We start from the raw sequence: 15294 nt of genomic DNA on the forward strand, positions 1-15294 counted from the left end.
CGTGCCGCCGTTTCCCGTCGTCTGCCTAGGGTGAAATGTTAGCGCGCGCGGCACCCCCTGGGTCAGCGTGGAGCAGTCGCCTCGACGACCGCGATCTCGCGGGTGGCCGTCTCCCGGTCGCGGTCCTGCCGTGCCGCATCGGCCTTCGCCGTGACGATGCGGATGGCCGAGGTGAGCGGATGGCCGTCGCCGCGGTGCCGCACGTGCAGCCGCGCGGTGCGCGGTGAGGTGCGGGGGCGGATGCGGACCCGCAGGCGCTGGTACCTGATCATCCAGAACAGCACCGCCGCCGCCGCGAGGAGGCCGGAGACCGCGGCGACGCCGATGGCCCAGCGCGGGCCGTACTGGTCGGCGACCCAGCCGACCAGTGGAGCGCCGAGCGGGGTGCCGCCGGCGAAGATGGCCATGTACAGCGCCATCACCCGGCCGCGCATGGCCGGCTCGGTGGTGGTCTGCACGTAGGCGTTCGCGGTGGTCATCAGGGTCAGCGAGGTGAGGCCCACGAAGGCGAGCGAAATCGCGAAGGTGATGTAGCTGGGCATCACGGCGGCGATGGCGCAGGTGAGGCCGAAGAAGAACGCGCCGCCCACCACCAGGCGCATCCGGGGTCGGCTGCGCCGGGCCGAGAGCAGGGCGCCGACCACGCTGCCCACCGCCATGATCGAGCTGAGCATGCCGAACTCGCTGGCGCCCATGCCGAACTCCACGGTGGCCATGGTGGAGGTGAAGATGGCGAAGTTGAAGCCGAATGTGCCCACCAGGAACACCGTGATCAGCACCGCGACGATGTCGGGCCGATGCCAGACATAGCGGAAGCCGGCCATGAGTTGGCCCCGTTCCCGCGGTGCGCGGGGCTGCTTGCGGAGTTGCTTGGTGCGCAGCAGCGTCATGGCGGCGACGGTGAAGGCGAAGGTGACGGCGTTGATCATGAATACCCAGCCGGCGCCGACGGCGACGGTGAGGAGGCCGGCCGCGGCGGGGCCGATCAGCCGGGCGCCGTTGAACGAGGCCGAGTTCAGCGCCACGGCGTTCGAGAGGTTGTCGTCCGGCACCAGCTCGGAGACGAAGGTCTGCCGGGCGGGCGCGTCGATGGCGGCAACGATGCCCAGGCCGAGGGCGAAGAGGTAGACGTGCCAGAGCTCGACGACGCCGGTGATGGTGATCAGGCCGAGGCCCAGGGCGAGTGCGCCCATCAGAGCCTGGGTGAGCATCAGCAGCTTGCGGCGGTCGAACCTGTCGGCGATGAGGCCCGACCACGGCATCAGCACCAGCTGCGGCCCGAATTGCAGGGCCATCACGATGCCCACTGCGGTGGCATTGTAGTCGGTGAGCTGGGTCAGCACGATCCAGTCCTGGGCCGTGCGCTGCATCCAGGTGCCCACATTGGACACCAGGGCGCCGGCGAACCAGATCCGGTAATTGACCACGCTCAGGGAGCGGAACATTGCACTCAACTGTTGGCGAGCTCCTTCATGATTTCGGTGGCGGACGCCAGGATCTGGCGTTGTTCGGGGGTGAGCCGCAGGATGCGCGTGGCTATCCAGTCGTCTCGGCGGCGGCGGGTCTCGCGCACCAGGGTCATCCCGGTGTCGGTGACGGTGAGCACCACCTTGCGGCCGTCCTCGGCGGAGCCGGCGCGGTTGACCAGGCCGGCCTCGACGAGGGCGTTCACGGTGCGGTTCATCGAGGGCGGGGTGACCCGTTCCTCTTCGCTGAGCGCGCTCAGGGTCATCGGGCCGAGTCTGAACACAGCGCCGAGGGCCGAGAACTGGCCGCTGGTGAGTTCGTTGTCGGCCTGCTCCTGGCGCACCCGGCGGGCCAGTCGGCCGTTGGCGAGCCTGAAGTCGTGGCTCAACTCGGCGACGGAGCGGCGCTTGGTGTGCGCCGCCGCGGGGGCCGGCGCTGGCGCGGGTGCGGGTGCGGGTGCGGGTGCGGGTGCGGGGGGACTGGGCGCAATGGGGCTCTCTGACATGATTACTTAGCCTAACAAATTAGCTATGCTAATGATTCCCAGCTCGCCGAATCGCCGCCGAATCGCCACTGAATCGCCGCGACTGTTCCCGAAGCGGACATTTGCGCCCGGTACGCCGGGCGCAAATGTCCGCACGGGCAACAGGTACGGCAGAATAAGCCCGTGCCCACCTTCATCGATGAACACGGCGTCCCGATCGTCTACTACGCCTGGCCGGTCGACAACCCGCGCGCGATCGTGCAGCTCGTGCACGGGGTCGGCGAACACGCCCTGCGCTACCGGGAGGTGGCCCGCGCGCTCAACGCGGCCGGCTACTCCGTCTACGCCGACGACCACCGCGGGCACGGCCAGACCGGGATGCTGCAGCACGGTGGCGACGTCGGCCAGCTCGGTCGGCTCGGCGTCGGCGGTCTGCGCGCGGCCGTCGCCGCCGTGCACGCCTTCACCGGCGTGATCCGGCAGGCCACCCGCCACCAGACCGTTGCGCGGGGCGAGGGACCGGCTGCGCAGACCGGGCAACCGCAGGCACAGCCGGTGCCGCTGGTGCTGCTCGGGCACAGTTGGGGATCCTTCATGGCGCAGATGATCCTCAACCGGTATCCCCAGGACTACCAGGCGGTCGTGCTCACCGGCACGGCCTACCGCTGGCCCGGCTACCTCAACAGCGGGGATCTCAACGCCAGGCACAAGCACCTCGGCTCGACCGGTGCCGAGTGGCTCAGCCGGGACCCGGCGGTCGCGGCGGCTTTTGTGGCCGACCCGCTCACCACGAGCGTGCCGCTCGCCAAGCTGTTCGGCCTGCGCGACGCCGCCCGCATCCTCGGTCGCCCCGCCCGGCGGCTCCCCGCGGACCTGCCCGTGCTCATCCAGGTCGGCGGCGACGACCCCGTGGGCGGGGAACGCAGCGCCCGCAAGCTTGTGGACGCCTTCCGGCGCCGGTCCGGCCTGCGGGATGTGCGCCTGATCGTGTACCCCGGCGCCCGGCACGAGGTCCTCAACGAGATCAACCGCGACGAGGTGCTGGCCGACCTGGTCGCCTGGCTCGACGCGCATCTCCCGGCCGCCGTCTCCGAGTCCGCTGCCGACGATTAGGCTGATCACATGCATGGTGAATACAAGGTTCCAGGCGGCAAACTCGTTGTGGTCGATCTGAATGTCGTCGACAATCTCATCACCGATTTTCGCCTGGCCGGTGATTTCTTTCTCGAGCCGGACGACGCCCTCGAGGACATCAACGCAGCGGTGAACGGCCTCGCCGCCGACAGCGACGCGGCCACCATCGCGGCCGCGGTGCGGGCCGCGTTGCCGCCCCAGGCCACCCTGCTCGGGTTCTCTCCGGAGTCGGTCGCCGTCGCCATCCGTCGTTCGCTCGCCCACGCCAGCGGGTGGCGGGACTATGAGTGGCAGATCATCCACACCAAGGCCGTGCCCCCGGTCATGCAGATGGCTCTCGACGAGGTGCTCGCCGTCGAGGTCGGCGAGGGCCGCCGCAGCCCCACCCTGCGCATCTGGGAGTGGAATGAACCGGCCGTCGTGATCGGCAGCTTCCAGTCGCTGAAGAACGAGGTCGACCCCGTCAACGCCGAAAAGCACGGCTTCACGGTGGTGCGCCGGGTCTCCGGCGGCGGCGCCATGTTCATGGAGGCCGGTTCGGTGATCACGTATTCGATCTACGCTCCCACCGAGCTGGTGCACGGTATGAGCTTCGCCGACTCCTACGCCTTCCTCGACGAGTGGGTCATCACGGCGCTCAAGTCACTGGGCATCGACGCGCACTACCAGCCGCTCAACGACATCACGAGCCCCACCGGAAAGATCGGCGGGGCGGCCCAGAAGCGCCTCGGCAGCGGCGCCGTGCTGCACCACGTCACCATGAGCTACGACATGGACGGCGAGAAGATGGTGCAGGTGCTGCGCATCGGCCGGGAGAAGCTCAGCGACAAGGGCATCACCAGCGCCGCCAAGCGGGTGGATCCGCTCCGCAGCCAGACCGGGCTCAGCCGCGCCGAGATCATCGACCGCATGAAGCAGACTTTCACGAGCCTGTACGGGGCGAAACCCGGCGACATCACCGATGAGGAATACGCCAAGGCCGCCGACTTGGTGGAGAGCAAGTTCAGCACCGACGCCTGGATCGGCCGCGTGCCCTAACCAGGACGGCCCTGGCCAGCACAGCGCCTGGCGAGCACAGGATCAGGTGCCGCGGATGAGCAGGTCCTGGTATTCGGCGTGCTGGTCGATCCAGTCCGCGACGAACGGGCAGGCCGCCACCACGGTGAGGTCGGTGCGCGTGCGCACGTCGTCGAGCGCCTGCTCGATGAGGAAGCCTGCGAGCCCGTGTGCGCGCTTGGCCGGGTCGACCTCGGTGTGGGTGAAGGTCACTGACTGGCCCGCCAGCCTGTAGTCGGCCAGGCCCACCGGCTCGCCGTCCTGCCACAGCGTGTAGCGCGAGAGGTCCGGTTCGTGCCTGATGTGCGCGGTGCTGTCGGCACGGGTCATCTCTTCACTTGTCATCGGAACAGCGTAAGCCGACTGACAGAATGAGGGAATGCCAAACGCGTGGACTCAGTCCTCTCCCAGCAGGGTCATCGAGGCGGACAACCTGGTTGTGCTGCCGACGCTGCCCGACGGCGCGTTCACCCTCATCTACCTCGACCCGCCGTTCAACACCGGCCGCAGCCAGAAGCGGCAGTCGACCACCTCGGTGCGGAGCACCCTGGCCAGCGGCGCCCACGCCACCGGAACCATCACCGGGTTCAAGGGCCAGCGCTACGAGCGCATCAAGGGCGATCTGCTCGGCTACGACGACCAGTTCGAGGACTACTGGGCGTTCTTGGAGCCCCGTTTGATCGAGGCCTGGCGCCTGCTGGCCGATGACGGCACCCTCTACCTGCACTTGGACTACCGTGAGGCGCACTACGCCAAGGTGCTCCTCGACGCTCTCTTCGGCCGGGACTGCTTCCTCAACGAGCTGATCTGGGCCTACGACTACGGCGCCAAATCGAAGAACCGCTGGCCCACCAAGCACGACACGATCCTGGTCTACGTGAAGAACCCCAAGGATTACTACTTCGACTCCAGCACCGTGGACCGAGAGCCCTACATGGCGCCGGGCCTGGTCACCCCCGAGAAGGTGGCCAAGGGCAAACTGCCCACGGATGTCTGGTGGCACACCATCGTCTCGCCCACGGGCAAGGAGAAAACCGGCTACCCCACCCAGAAGCCGGTCGGCATCCTGCGGCGCATGATCCAAGCCTCCAGCCGGGAGGGCGACTGGGTGCTGGACTTCTTCGCCGGCAGCGGCACGACGGGTGCCGTCGCGGCTGCCCTGGGGCGCAAGTTCCTTCTCATCGACCAGAACCCGGAGTCGCTCGCGGTGATGCACGAGAGGCTCGGCGCCCTGCCCGGTGTGGATTTCGTCGACGCCGAGCTGGAGACAAGACTGGGAGCATGAGACTCCGCATTTTCACCGAGCCCCAGCAGGGCGCCAGCTACGACGACCTCCTCGCGGTCGCGCAGGCCACCGAGACTCTCGGCTTCGACGCCTTCTTCCGCTCAGACCATTACCTCGCCATGGGCGATCACGTCTCCGGGCTGCCCGGGCCGACGGATGCCTGGACCACCCTGGCCGGACTGGCGCGCGAGACGCAGCGCATCCGCCTCGGCACCCTGGTGTCCTCGGTCACCTACCGTCCGCCGGGGGTCCTGGCGATCCAGGTCGCCCAGGTCGACCAGATGTCGGGCGGCCGCGTGGAACTGGGCCTGGGCACCGGCTGGTTCGAACAGGAACACCTGGCCTACGGCATCCCCTTCCCGGCCAAGCGGTTCGGCATGCTCGAGGAGCAGCTCGAAGTGATCACCGGCCTGTGGGGAACGCCCGTCGGTGAGACCTACAGTTTCGCCGGCGAGCACTACACCCTCGTCGACTCTCCCGCCCTGCCCAAGCCCACGCAGTCCCGCGTGCCGGTGATCGTGGGCGGTGGCGGAGCCAAGCGCACCCCGGCGATGGCCGCGCGGTTCGCCACCGAATTCAACCTGCCCTTCCCCGACTTCGCCGACATCCCCGCCAAGTTCGCCGGGGTGCGCGCAGCCTGCGAGGCCATCGGCCGCAACCCGCAGGAACTGGTCTACTCGACTGCGCTGATCGCGGTGGCCGGCGCCGACGAGGCCGAGTTCGCCCGACGCGCTGCCGCCGTGGGCCGGGAGCCCGCCGAACTCCGCGAGCACGGGATCGCCGGGACCACCGGTGAGGTCGTCGACAGGCTGGGAGCCCTCGCCGCCGACGGCGTGGAGTGCGTCTATCTGCAGATCATGGACCTGGCCGACCTCGAGCACCTTGATTTTCTGGCCAGAGAGGTTATGCCGCAGCTCGACTGAACGGATGACCTGGGCGGCTCAGGCCGAGTCGCGAAGCACCAAGCGCGTCGGCATGAAGTTATGGTGCGGCACGGTCTCGTCGCCGGCGAGCAGGCGCAAGAGCAGGTCCGCCATCGCGAAGCCCATCTCCTTCGATGGCTGGCTCACCGTGGTCAGCGAGATCGGACCGGAGGTGGCGGCCGGGCTGTCGTCGAACGAGACCACCGCGATATCGCCGGGCACCGAGCGGCCCTGTTCGGCCAAGACCCCCATCGTGCCCACGGCCATGAGGTCGCTCGCGACGAACAAGGCATCCACGTGCGGGCTGTGTTCAAGCAGACGGCGAGTTGCCGCGGCGGCGCCCGCGGCCGTGAAGTCGGCGTGCTCCACGGCATCTGACTCGAGCCCGGCGGCCGCGAGTGCGTGCCGGAAGCCATTGAGTCGGTCGATGCCGGCGGGCATGTCGACCGGTCCGGTGATGGTGCCAATGCGGTGCCGGCCGAGGTTGATGAGATGCTGCACGCCGCTGATGGCGCCGGCCACGTTGTCGACGTCCACGAAGTAATTATCCGGGCCGGAGTGGTTCGTGGGTCGGCCACCGAAGACCACGGGCATGGTGGTCTCCAGGTTCGCCACGAAATCATCGCCGGTGTGGTGCGAGATGACGATGGCTCCATCGACGTTACCCGAGCGCAGGTAGCGCATGGTCTTGTGCCGGGGGTCGCTCGACGCGACGAGGAGGTTGAGCGTGTAGTCACTCTCGTCCAGGCGCTGAGTGATGCCCTGCACGACGGCGGCGAAGTACGGGTCGCCGAAGAACTTGGTCATGTCTTCCGGCACGACCAGGGCGACCGACTGGGTGTGGTGGCTGGCCAGTGACCTGGCGGCGCGGTTGGGTACATAGTTGAGTTGTTCGATCGCGGCGTTGACGGAATCGACGACCTCCTGCCTGACCTTGGGGGAGCCGTTGACAACCCGGCTGACCGTTGCTCTGGAGACTCCGGCCGCCGCGGCGACCATCTCGAGGGTCGGCTGGGGCGGACGCGCACTCCGGATTCCCATTGTCATGGGGTCAGTCTATTTGCGCTCGGGCCATTGGTCCCGCGTGAATCCGGTGCGCCCGTGCCCAGGCCGCCCTTCAGCGCCCCCGTTCGAGGTCACGACGCGCCGTCAAATCACCGGTACGTCGTGGTCGTATTGACAAGCCTGCTTCTCCTGCTCTATGGTGACGGTGATTGATGAGAGCGCTCTCACGTTTGAATGAGAGCGCTCTCATTCCCGCACGTATGTCTTGCAATCGCACAAGCACACGCACACAAAGGAGTGAAAGTGAAGTTCTCACAACGCACCAAGGTTGGCGCCGCAGTAGCCTGCGCCGCATCCTTCGCCCTCATCGCCACAGGCTGTTCGTCGGCGGGCACCGACGGCGCCTCCGGCGGTGACATCGAGCTGACCGTCACCACGTTCGGCAGCATGGGTATGGCTGACCTGTACGCCGAGTATGAGGCAGCCAATCCCGGCATCACCATCAAGGCGAACAACATCGACACGGGTGGCAACGCTCGCACGGATGCCTTCACCAAAATTGCCGCCGGCAGCGGCCTCTCGGACGTTGTCGCCGTCGAGGAAGGCTGGCTGGGTTCGATCATGGCCGTCTCCGACCAGTTCGTCGACCTGTCGGAATACGGCGCCGACGACATCAAGGACCGCTGGGTTCCGTGGAAGCTCGAACAGGGCACCGACGCTGAAGGACGCATCATCGGTTACGGCACCGACATCGGCCCGGAGGGACTCTGCTACAACAGCGCAGCCTTCGAAGCCGCCGGGCTGCCCACCGACCGTGCCGAAGTAGCCACGCTTCTCGGCGGCGACGACGCAAGCTGGGAAAGCTACTTCGCCCTGGGCAAGAAGTACCAGGAGGCCACCGGCAAGGCGTGGTTCGACCAGTCCGGCTTCATCTGGAACTCCATGGTGAACCAGATGGACGAGGGCTACTACACCGCCGACGGCGAGCTCAACGTTGTTGACAACGCCGAGCTGAAGGCGGCCTGGACGCAGCTGGCCGACGCCAACGCGGCCGGCCTTTCCGGCAAGCAGGCTCAGTGGGACTGGAACAAGGGCTCGTCGTTCACCGACGGAACCTTCGCGACCTTCATGTGCCCGGGCTGGATGCTCGGAGTCGTTCAGGGCCAGGTCGAGACCGCCGGCGGCGACGCCACCGGCGCGACGGCCGGCTGGGACTTCGCCGACGTGTTCCCCGGCGGAGCGACCAACTGGGGCGGAACCTTCCTGACCGTCCCGACGCAGTCCAAGCACCCGCAGGAAGCCGCGGACCTGGCTGCCTGGTTGACCGAGGCCGACCAGCAGGTCGCCGAGTTCAAGGCCGAGGGCCCGTTCCCCAGCGTCACCGCTGCACAGACGGACCCCGCACTGTCTGAGGCAACCGGAGTCTCCGCGTTCTTCAACGACGCGCCGATCGCTGAAATCCTCACCAAGCGTGCCGACGGCGTGAAGGCCCAGTTCAAGGGTCCGGATGACTCCACGATCCAGGAGCAGGTCTTCGGCCCGTCCGCGATCGCGCTCGACCAGGGTGTCGCGGGCGACAAGGCATGGGACGACGCCATGACCCTGTTCGACCAGCTCATCGTCAACAAGTAGTAGCAGCACCAATCCGCTCTTGCCGGGCTTCCGGCGCCGCGACGCGGCACCGGAAGCCCGGCTCGAATGCAGAAAGTCACCATGACACGCACACTTGAACCAGAGACCAGCGCTCCCGCGCCTCTCAAGCGTCCCGGCCGCGCGAGCGCCCTCACCTACAAGCACCGGCTGAGCCGCCTGGATGTGAAAGTCTCGCCCTACCTGTACGTCGCACCGTTCTTCGTGCTGTTCGGCCTGGTGGGCCTGTTCCCTCTCGTCTACACCTTTGTGGTGTCCCTGAACAACTGGAATCTGCTGAGCGGGCCGGGGGAGTGGGTCGGCTTCGACAACTACGCCGCAGAGCTCAGTGACCCCCTGTTCTGGAATTCACTGTTCAACACCATGAGTATCTTCCTGCTCTCGAGCATTCCGCAGCTCGTGGTGGCCACGGCCATCGCCGCGATCCTCGACCAGAACCTGCGCGCCAAGACCTTCTGGCGCATGAGCATCCTCATTCCCTACGTCGTGACCCCTGTCGCGGTCGCCCTCATCTTCTCCAGCATGTTCAGCGAGCAGAGCGGTCTGGTGAACCACCTGCTCAGCTTCGTCGGCGTGGACCCGATCCTTTGGAAGACCGATGTGTTGCCCAGCCACCTGGCCATCGCCGGCATGGTGAACTGGCGCTGGACCGGCTACAACGCCCTGATCCTGCTCGCCGCCATGCAGTCGGTGCCGCGGGACATCCACGAGTCCGCCGCCCTGGACGGCGCCGGGTTTGTCCGCCGCTTCTTCTCCATCACCCTGCCGAGCATCCGCCCCACCATGATCTTCGTCATCATCACGGCGACCATCGGTGGGCTGCAGATCTTCACCGAGCCGCGCCTGTACGACGCGACCAGCTCCACGGCCGGTGGTGCGCACCGACAGTTCCAGACCACGGTGCTCTACCTGTGGGAGATGGCCTTCCAGCGCCAGAACTTCGGCAAGGCCTCGGCGATCGCCCTGATCCTGTTCGTCATCATCGTGGCGTTCGGCGTGCTCAATTACCTGATCTCGCAACGGATCGCCACGGCAGACAGCCGGTCCGACGCGAAGAACAACAAAAGCGCGGTTCGCCGCACGCTCCGAAACGGCGCGAAGGAGCCCCGAGCATGACCGACACCATCGCCCGCCCAGAAACCACCCCGGAGGTACCGGGTCAGACGGTCACCGTCAAGCGGGGCAAGACCAAGCACAAAGGCCTCGGCATCGACCGTCGTCCAGGCTTCCTTACCTACGGAATCCTGATCGCGCTCTTCGCAGGCGGAACCTACCCGCTCTGGTGGTCCGTTGTCGTCGGTGCGAGCCCGTCGTCTGTGCTGTCCCAGGATTGGCCGCCGCTTCTTCCTGGCGGGCAGTTCTGGACCAACGTCGCCGCAGTCTTCGACACCATTCCGTTTTGGCAGGCCCTGCTCAACAGCGTGATCGTGTCGACGATCATCACCGTGTCCGTCGTATCGTTCTCGACTCTCGCCGGGTACGCGTTCGCCAAGCTCAAGTTCCGTGGCAGCAACGGGCTGATGGTTTTCGTCGTCGCGACGATGGCGATCCCCACCCAGCTGGGCATCATTCCGCTGTTCATCCTGATGCGCGAGTTCGGCTGGACCGGCTCCATCGGCGCGATCATCGTCCCGACCCTGGTGACGGCCTTCGGCGTGTTCTTCATGCGCCAGTACCTCGTCGACGTGATTCCGGACGAGCTCATTGAGGCGGCCCGCGTCGACGGCGCGAACATGATCACCACGTTCTGGAACGTCGCGGTTCCCGCCGCCCGTCCGGCGATGGCGATCCTGTCGCTCTTCACCTTCATGATGGCGTGGACGGACTTTCTCTGGCCGATGATCGTTTCGCCGCAGAACCCGACCCTGCAGGTGGCTCTCAGCCAGCTGCAGTCCGCACGATACATCGACTACTCGGTCGTGCTCGCAGGTGCCGTGCTGGCAACACTGCCGCTGCTCGTGCTCTTCGTGCTTGCGGGCAAGCAGCTCATCTCCGGCATCATGGCGGGCGCCGTCAAGGGCTGATCCAGCCGCCTCACGTCGCTCCCCTGAATCGGTCAGGGGAGCGACGTGTGTGGTGTCTCAGGCGAAGACGGCCACGGCCTTCGCCACCGGGGTCGGGCCGGAAATGAGGTGCAGCACCGTGTGGCTGCCTGCTCCGGTGCGGAGCAGCTCGGCCAGCACCGCTGCCACATCGGCCCGGGGCACGCTGCCCTGGGTCTCCGGCTGCACGGTTCCGCTCTCGTCGGGTCCCGTGCGCTCAAGCCGAACCGAGCCGATGGGGTCGTGATCGGTCAGGGTGCCCGGCCGCACGATGGTCCAGTCGAGGTCTCTGCCCGCGAGGTCTTCCTCTGCGCCGAGCTTGGCCTGGAGGTAGGCGACGAAGTCGGCGGGGACGCTGTCGGGGGTGGCTCCGTCACGCACCAGATCCGCTCCGGTGGAGGAGATCTGTACGAACCGGCGCACCCCGGCGGATTCGGCGGCATCCGCCAACAACACCGAAGCCCCCAGATCGACCGAGTTCTTACGTGCGTCGCCGCTGCCCGCACCCGCGCCGGCCGCGAAGACCGCGGCGTCGGCGTCGGCCATGACCTCGGCGACGGCGTCGACCGAGCTGTTCTCGAGATCGAGGACAACCGGTTGGGCTCCATCGAGGACGAGGTCTTCCTTTTGCTCAGCGTTCCTGATCAGCCCGATCACAGTGTGTCCGTCGAGGGTCAACTCCCGGGTGAGGGACCGTGCAATTTTTCCGTGTGCTCCTGCTATAACAATTCGCATACGGGGTGAAACAGACTACGGGGCGCTGGAATTCCCCGGCGGCGATGATGCCGATGCCGGGGAGTGGCGTCAGCGCAGGATATGCTCGGCAGCGTGTCAGTTCAATCGCGCCGGGGGGCGTCGCCGCGCGTACGCCGTCGACGCGCACTCGTCGCGGCCGCCGCCGCACTGCTGCTGGTCGCCGGTGGTGGAGCCCTCATCCTGGGCCAGCACACCGGCCGCGCCGCATCGAGCGAGACCACGCCGACCACATCCGCATCGCCCGGCCCGTCGGCCAGTACGCCGACCGAACCACCGCGCCCGTCGCCGTCGGCCTCGCCTGACCCGGCTCCGGCGCCCACCTTCGACCGCGCTGCCCGGTCGATCGACGACCCGAACAGCATCTGGGTGGTCGTTGACAAGCTCCGCCCGCTCAACCCCACCGACTACGCTCCCGACGACCTCGTCGATGTGCCGATCCCGTTCGCGAACCCCCCGCAGTTGCGGCAGGAGGCCTCCGACGCCGTCGTGGCCCTGTTCTCCGCCTTCACGGCCGAAACCGGCCTGGCCTTGCAATCGCAGAGCGCGTACCGCAGCTTCGACGCGCAGACGCGGGTCTACAACAACGATCTCGCGAACCTCGGTCAGGCCGGTGCCGACTTGAGTACCGCGCGGCCGGGTACGAGTGAACACCAGACCGGTCTCACGATCGACATCAGCGCCCAGCCCGGGCAGTGTTCACTCAACGCGTGCTTCGCCGACACCCCACACGGCCAGTGGCTCGCCGCAAACGCGTGGCGATTCGGCTTCCTGCTGCGCTACCCCGCCGACAAGACCCCGGTGACCGGCTACGAGTTCGAGCCCTGGCACTTCCGGTACGTCGGGATCGACCTGGCCACGGAAATGCACGACCAGGGCGTCACCACGCTCGAGGAGTTCTTCGGCCTACCGGCCGCACCGTCCTACGGCTAAAGCCCTCGGCTGAATTCCACTCACACGCCACCCTCACAGCCTCGGGGGCCCCGACGCTCACGGTCCGCGGGTCGAGAACACCCTGCCCGCGATGAGGTCTACTATGCCTGGCACGCTCACAACACCGCCCGAAGATCGGTGGCCGGTCCGGTCCCAGACTCTTCACCAAATAGTGTGGTTGGCTTGAGATCCCCCCCCCCCCNCCCCCCCGAATGGAGGTAGTTGTGGCTGTAGCTCGACCAGCACGAATCGGGGTCATCGCCCTGATCCTCGGCGGACTCGCCGTGGGAACCGTGGCCCTGGCGACGTCCGGCGTGGATCGAACCGGTTCGGCTCAGCGCGGTTCCACTGCGGCGGACGCCGCTGCCACGGTCGAGACCGCGCCGCGCGAGACTCCGGCGATGACGGCCGCGCCCGTCGACGTTGACCCCGCCGTGCAGGCTCAGCTGAGTTACGCGCTGGCGCACTGGAAGGACTACAACACCGACCAGTACGGTGTGGTCACCGGAAACGACTGCGTGAACTTCACCAGTCAGTCCCTGGTGGCCAGGGGCTGGGCCATGGACGAGACCTGGTGGACCAGCGGAACCGGCTCCGACTTCGACTTCTCCTCACCGTGGGTGAGTTCGACCGCGTTCATGAACTACCTCGCGGACTCCGGCCGGGCCACCGCCCTGACCGACGACCAGCGCGATCAGGTGAAGCTCGGTGATGTCGTCCAGTTCGACTGGGACAACACGGGCGACCGTGACCACACCGCCGTCGTCTCCCGCATCGAGGGCGCCGGCGACGACATCGTGATCTACTACGCCGGGCACACCGACGACACCGACTACCTCTCGGTGGACTTCGCGATCACCGAGAAGCACCCGGGCGGAACCGCGTACTACTGGAGCATCCCGTAGCCCACCGAGCGCGGGCTAGCTGATCGCGGCGTCGACGATGGCCTTGGCCTCGATCTGCACCAGCTTGAGGTGCTCCGGGCCCTTGAACGACTCGGCGTAGATCTTGTAGACGTCTTCGGTGCCGCTGGGGCGGGCGGCGAACCAGGCGTATTCGGTGAAGACCTTCACTCCGCCGATGGCCGCGCCGTTTCCCGGGGCGTTGCTGAGCGCGCCGATGATCTTGTCGCCGGCGAGCTCGGTGGCGGTGATTGCTGCGCCGTCGAGCTTGCCGAGGGCGGTCTTCTGCGCCGGCGTCGCGACGGCGTCGATGCGCTCGTAGGCCGGGGCGCCGAAGTGCTCGGCCAGTTCGGCGTACCGCACGCTGGGCGACTTGCCGGTCACGGCGACGATCTCCGCAGCGAGCAGGGCCAGCAGGATGCCGTCCTTGTCGGTGGTCCAGACCGTGCCGTCGAAGCGCACGAAGCTCGCGCCGGCGCTCTCCTCGCCGCCGAAGGCGACCGAGCCGTCGATCAGGCCGGGCACGAACCACTTGAAGCCCACCGGGACCTCCCACAGCTCACGGCCGAGGAAACCGGCGACGCGGTCGATCATGGTGGAGGAGACCAGGGTCTTGCCGATCGCGGCATCCGCCCGCCAGCCGTCGCGGTGGCTGTAGAGGTATTCGATGGCCACGGCCAGGAAGTGGTTGGGGTTCATCAGGCCGGCGTCCGGCGTGACGATGCCGTGCCGGTCGGCGTCAGCGTCGTTGCCGGTGAGGATGTCGAAGTCGTCCTTGTGCGCCAGCACCGACGCCATCGCCGAGGGGCTGGACGGGTCCATCCGGATCTTGCCGTCCCAGTCCAGGGTCATGAACGCCCAGGTCGGGTCGACCAGCGGGTTGACCACGGTGAGGTTGAGCTCGTAGCGGTCGCGGATGGCGCCCCAGTAGCCGACGCTCGCGCCGCCCAGCGGGTCGGCGCCGATACGGATGCCGCTCTTCTTGATGGCCGCCATGTCGATGATGTTCTCGAGGTCGTCGACGTACTGGCCGCGGAAGTCGTAGGTCTCCACGGCGCTGGGCTCGGCCATGAGCACGGCGCGCATCTCGTCGGCGATGATCTCGTTGGCGCGATTGGCGATCCAGGAGGTGGCGTCGCTGTCGGCCGGTCCGCCGTGCGGCGGGTTGTACTTGAAGCCGCCGTCCATGGGCGGGTTGTGGCTCGGGGTGACGACGATGCCGTCGGCCTGGTCGTCGTGTCCGGCCCGGTTGTAGGCGAGGATCGCGTGCGACAGTGCCGGGGTGGGCACGAAGTCGTCGAACTCGTCGACCAGCACCCGCACGCCGTTGCCCACCAGCACCTCGAGGGCCGTGGTGGTGGCCGGGGCGCTGAGGGCGTGGGTGTCGGCGCCGATGAACAGCGGGCCGGTGATGCCCTGGGCGGCGCGGTACTCCACGATCGCCTGCGTTGTGGCGAGGATGTGGTTCTCGTTGAACGCGGTGTTCAGCGAACTGCCGCGGTGCCCGGAAGTGCCGAAGACAACCCGCTGGGCGGGCACCGACACATCCGGCTTGAGGTCGTAATACGCCCTGATGAGGGCCTCAACGTCGATCAGATCGGATTTCTGGGCCGGGGTGCCTGCGCGTGCGTTCATAGTGCCCAGTCTTGCACTCCAACTA

At 67.3% G+C, this 15294-nt stretch carries 15 protein-coding genes; 9 read left to right on the forward strand and 6 right to left on the reverse strand.

Features of this window, described 5'->3' with window-relative positions; translation table 11 throughout:
• Positions 1-62: 62 nt before the first annotated feature.
• Together E3O60_RS04575 and E3O60_RS04580 are read right to left on the reverse strand one after the other, a co-directional pair.
• Entirely contained in the window at positions 63-1454 is a 1392-nt protein-coding gene (locus E3O60_RS04575; RefSeq protein ID WP_165787867.1) for an MFS transporter, read from the reverse strand.
• Positions 1451-1972 carry a MarR family winged helix-turn-helix transcriptional regulator gene (locus E3O60_RS04580; protein ID WP_134497276.1) on the reverse strand — a complete coding sequence of 174 codons (522 nt, stop codon included), beginning with the start codon at positions 1970-1972 and terminating at the stop codon, positions 1451-1453. Before E3O60_RS04580 ends, E3O60_RS04575 begins: the two co-directional genes overlap by 4 nt.
• 162 nt (positions 1973-2134) lie before the next feature.
• On the opposite strand from E3O60_RS04580, the gene E3O60_RS04585 reads away from it, so the two are divergent.
• Both E3O60_RS04585 and E3O60_RS04590 read left to right on the forward strand, forming a co-directional pair.
• Positions 2135-3064 carry an alpha/beta fold hydrolase gene (locus E3O60_RS04585; RefSeq protein WP_134481263.1) on the forward strand — a complete coding sequence of 310 codons (930 nt, stop codon included), beginning with the start codon at positions 2135-2137 and terminating at the stop codon, positions 3062-3064.
• A gap of 9 nt (positions 3065-3073) precedes the next feature.
• Positions 3074-4123, forward strand: a complete 1050-nt coding sequence (locus tag E3O60_RS04590; RefSeq protein ID WP_088454901.1) for a biotin/lipoate A/B protein ligase family protein — start codon at positions 3074-3076, stop codon at positions 4121-4123.
• A 42-nt stretch (positions 4124-4165) separates the two neighbouring features.
• Here E3O60_RS04590 and E3O60_RS04595 read toward each other — a convergent pair whose 3' ends face one another.
• Positions 4166-4486 (reverse strand): GNAT family N-acetyltransferase, encoded by a 321-nt coding sequence (locus tag E3O60_RS04595; RefSeq protein WP_241993204.1) that lies wholly within the window; start codon positions 4484-4486, stop codon positions 4166-4168.
• Positions 4487-4520: 34 nt separating this feature from the next.
• Here E3O60_RS04595 and E3O60_RS04600 point away from each other — a divergent pair, with 34 nt between their 5' ends.
• On the forward strand, positions 4521-5426 hold the full coding sequence (locus E3O60_RS04600) for a site-specific DNA-methyltransferase (protein WP_103478745.1): 906 nt from the start codon (positions 4521-4523) through the stop codon (positions 5424-5426).
• Positions 5423-6349 (forward strand): LLM class F420-dependent oxidoreductase, encoded by a 927-nt coding sequence (locus E3O60_RS04605; RefSeq protein ID WP_088454904.1) that lies wholly within the window; start codon positions 5423-5425, stop codon positions 6347-6349. The genes E3O60_RS04600 and E3O60_RS04605 overlap by 4 nt, the downstream gene beginning before the upstream one ends.
• Before the next feature lie 18 nt (positions 6350-6367).
• Here the strand turns inward: E3O60_RS04605 and E3O60_RS04610 are convergent, their stop codons facing one another.
• Positions 6368-7396 (reverse strand): LacI family DNA-binding transcriptional regulator, encoded by a 1029-nt coding sequence (locus E3O60_RS04610; RefSeq protein WP_088454905.1) that lies wholly within the window; start codon positions 7394-7396, stop codon positions 6368-6370.
• 261 nt (positions 7397-7657) lie between these two features.
• On the opposite strand from E3O60_RS04610, the gene E3O60_RS04615 reads away from it, so the two are divergent.
• The 3 genes from E3O60_RS04615 (at position 7658) to E3O60_RS04625 (ending at position 11028) form a co-directional block, all read left to right on the forward strand.
• Positions 7658-8986 carry an ABC transporter substrate-binding protein gene (locus E3O60_RS04615; protein ID WP_088454906.1) on the forward strand — a complete coding sequence of 443 codons (1329 nt, stop codon included), beginning with the start codon at positions 7658-7660 and terminating at the stop codon, positions 8984-8986.
• An 81-nt stretch (positions 8987-9067) separates the two neighbouring features.
• Complete coding sequence (locus tag E3O60_RS04620) at positions 9068-10120, forward strand: carbohydrate ABC transporter permease (protein ID WP_088457800.1); 1053 nt, start codon at positions 9068-9070, stop codon at positions 10118-10120.
• Positions 10117-11028, forward strand: a complete 912-nt coding sequence (locus E3O60_RS04625; RefSeq protein WP_088454907.1) for a carbohydrate ABC transporter permease — start codon at positions 10117-10119, stop codon at positions 11026-11028. Before E3O60_RS04620 ends, E3O60_RS04625 begins: the two co-directional genes overlap by 4 nt.
• Before the next feature lie 57 nt (positions 11029-11085).
• On the opposite strand, the gene E3O60_RS04630 is transcribed toward E3O60_RS04625, so the two are convergent.
• Positions 11086-11781: an NAD(P)H-binding protein gene (locus tag E3O60_RS04630; RefSeq protein WP_088454908.1), complete on the reverse strand. Its 696-nt coding sequence runs from the start codon at positions 11779-11781 to the stop codon at positions 11086-11088.
• 93 nt (positions 11782-11874) lie between these two features.
• On the opposite strand from E3O60_RS04630, the gene E3O60_RS04635 reads away from it, so the two are divergent.
• Positions 11875-12732, forward strand: coding sequence for a D-alanyl-D-alanine carboxypeptidase family protein (locus E3O60_RS04635; protein ID WP_241993205.1), 858 nt, complete (start codon positions 11875-11877; stop codon positions 12730-12732).
• 224 nt (positions 12733-12956) lie between these two features.
• Positions 12957-13637, forward strand: a complete 681-nt coding sequence (locus E3O60_RS04640; protein WP_166788953.1) for an amidase domain-containing protein — start codon at positions 12957-12959, stop codon at positions 13635-13637.
• A gap of 15 nt (positions 13638-13652) precedes the next feature.
• Here E3O60_RS04640 and pgm read toward each other — a convergent pair whose 3' ends face one another.
• Positions 13653-15269 carry a phosphoglucomutase (alpha-D-glucose-1,6-bisphosphate-dependent) gene (gene pgm / locus E3O60_RS04645; protein WP_088454911.1) on the reverse strand — a complete coding sequence of 539 codons (1617 nt, stop codon included), beginning with the start codon at positions 15267-15269 and terminating at the stop codon, positions 13653-13655.
• Between the last annotated feature and the right edge of the window lie 25 nt (positions 15270-15294).

The sequence above is a fragment of the Cryobacterium sp. TMB1-7 genome (assembly GCF_004402435.1).
Taxonomy (GTDB): Bacteria; Actinomycetota; Actinomycetes; order Actinomycetales; family Microbacteriaceae; genus Cryobacterium; species Cryobacterium zongtaii.

Bases quoted from the DNA above. Each gene is read 5' to 3' on its own strand.
- pgm (WP_088454911.1), bottom strand. From the start codon at position 15,269: ATGAACGCACGCGCAGGCACCCCGGCCCAGAAATCCGATCTGATCGAC.
- E3O60_RS04580 (WP_134497276.1), bottom strand. From the start codon at position 1,972: ATGTCAGAGAGCCCCATTGCGCCCAGTCCCCCCGCACCCGCACCCGCA.
- E3O60_RS04625 (WP_088454907.1), top strand. From the start codon at position 10,117: ATGACCGACACCATCGCCCGCCCAGAAACCACCCCGGAGGTACCGGGT.
- E3O60_RS04605 (WP_088454904.1), top strand. From the start codon at position 5,423: ATGAGACTCCGCATTTTCACCGAGCCCCAGCAGGGCGCCAGCTACGAC.
- E3O60_RS04590 (WP_088454901.1), top strand. From the start codon at position 3,074: ATGCATGGTGAATACAAGGTTCCAGGCGGCAAACTCGTTGTGGTCGAT.
- E3O60_RS04610 (WP_088454905.1), bottom strand. From the start codon at position 7,396: ATGACAATGGGAATCCGGAGTGCGCGTCCGCCCCAGCCGACCCTCGAG.
- E3O60_RS04620 (WP_088457800.1), top strand. From the start codon at position 9,068: ATGACACGCACACTTGAACCAGAGACCAGCGCTCCCGCGCCTCTCAAG.
- E3O60_RS04630 (WP_088454908.1), bottom strand. From the start codon at position 11,781: ATGCGAATTGTTATAGCAGGAGCACACGGAAAAATTGCACGGTCCCTC.
- E3O60_RS04595 (WP_241993204.1), bottom strand. From the start codon at position 4,486: ATGACAAGTGAAGAGATGACCCGTGCCGACAGCACCGCGCACATCAGG.
- E3O60_RS04600 (WP_103478745.1), top strand. From the start codon at position 4,521: ATGCCAAACGCGTGGACTCAGTCCTCTCCCAGCAGGGTCATCGAGGCG.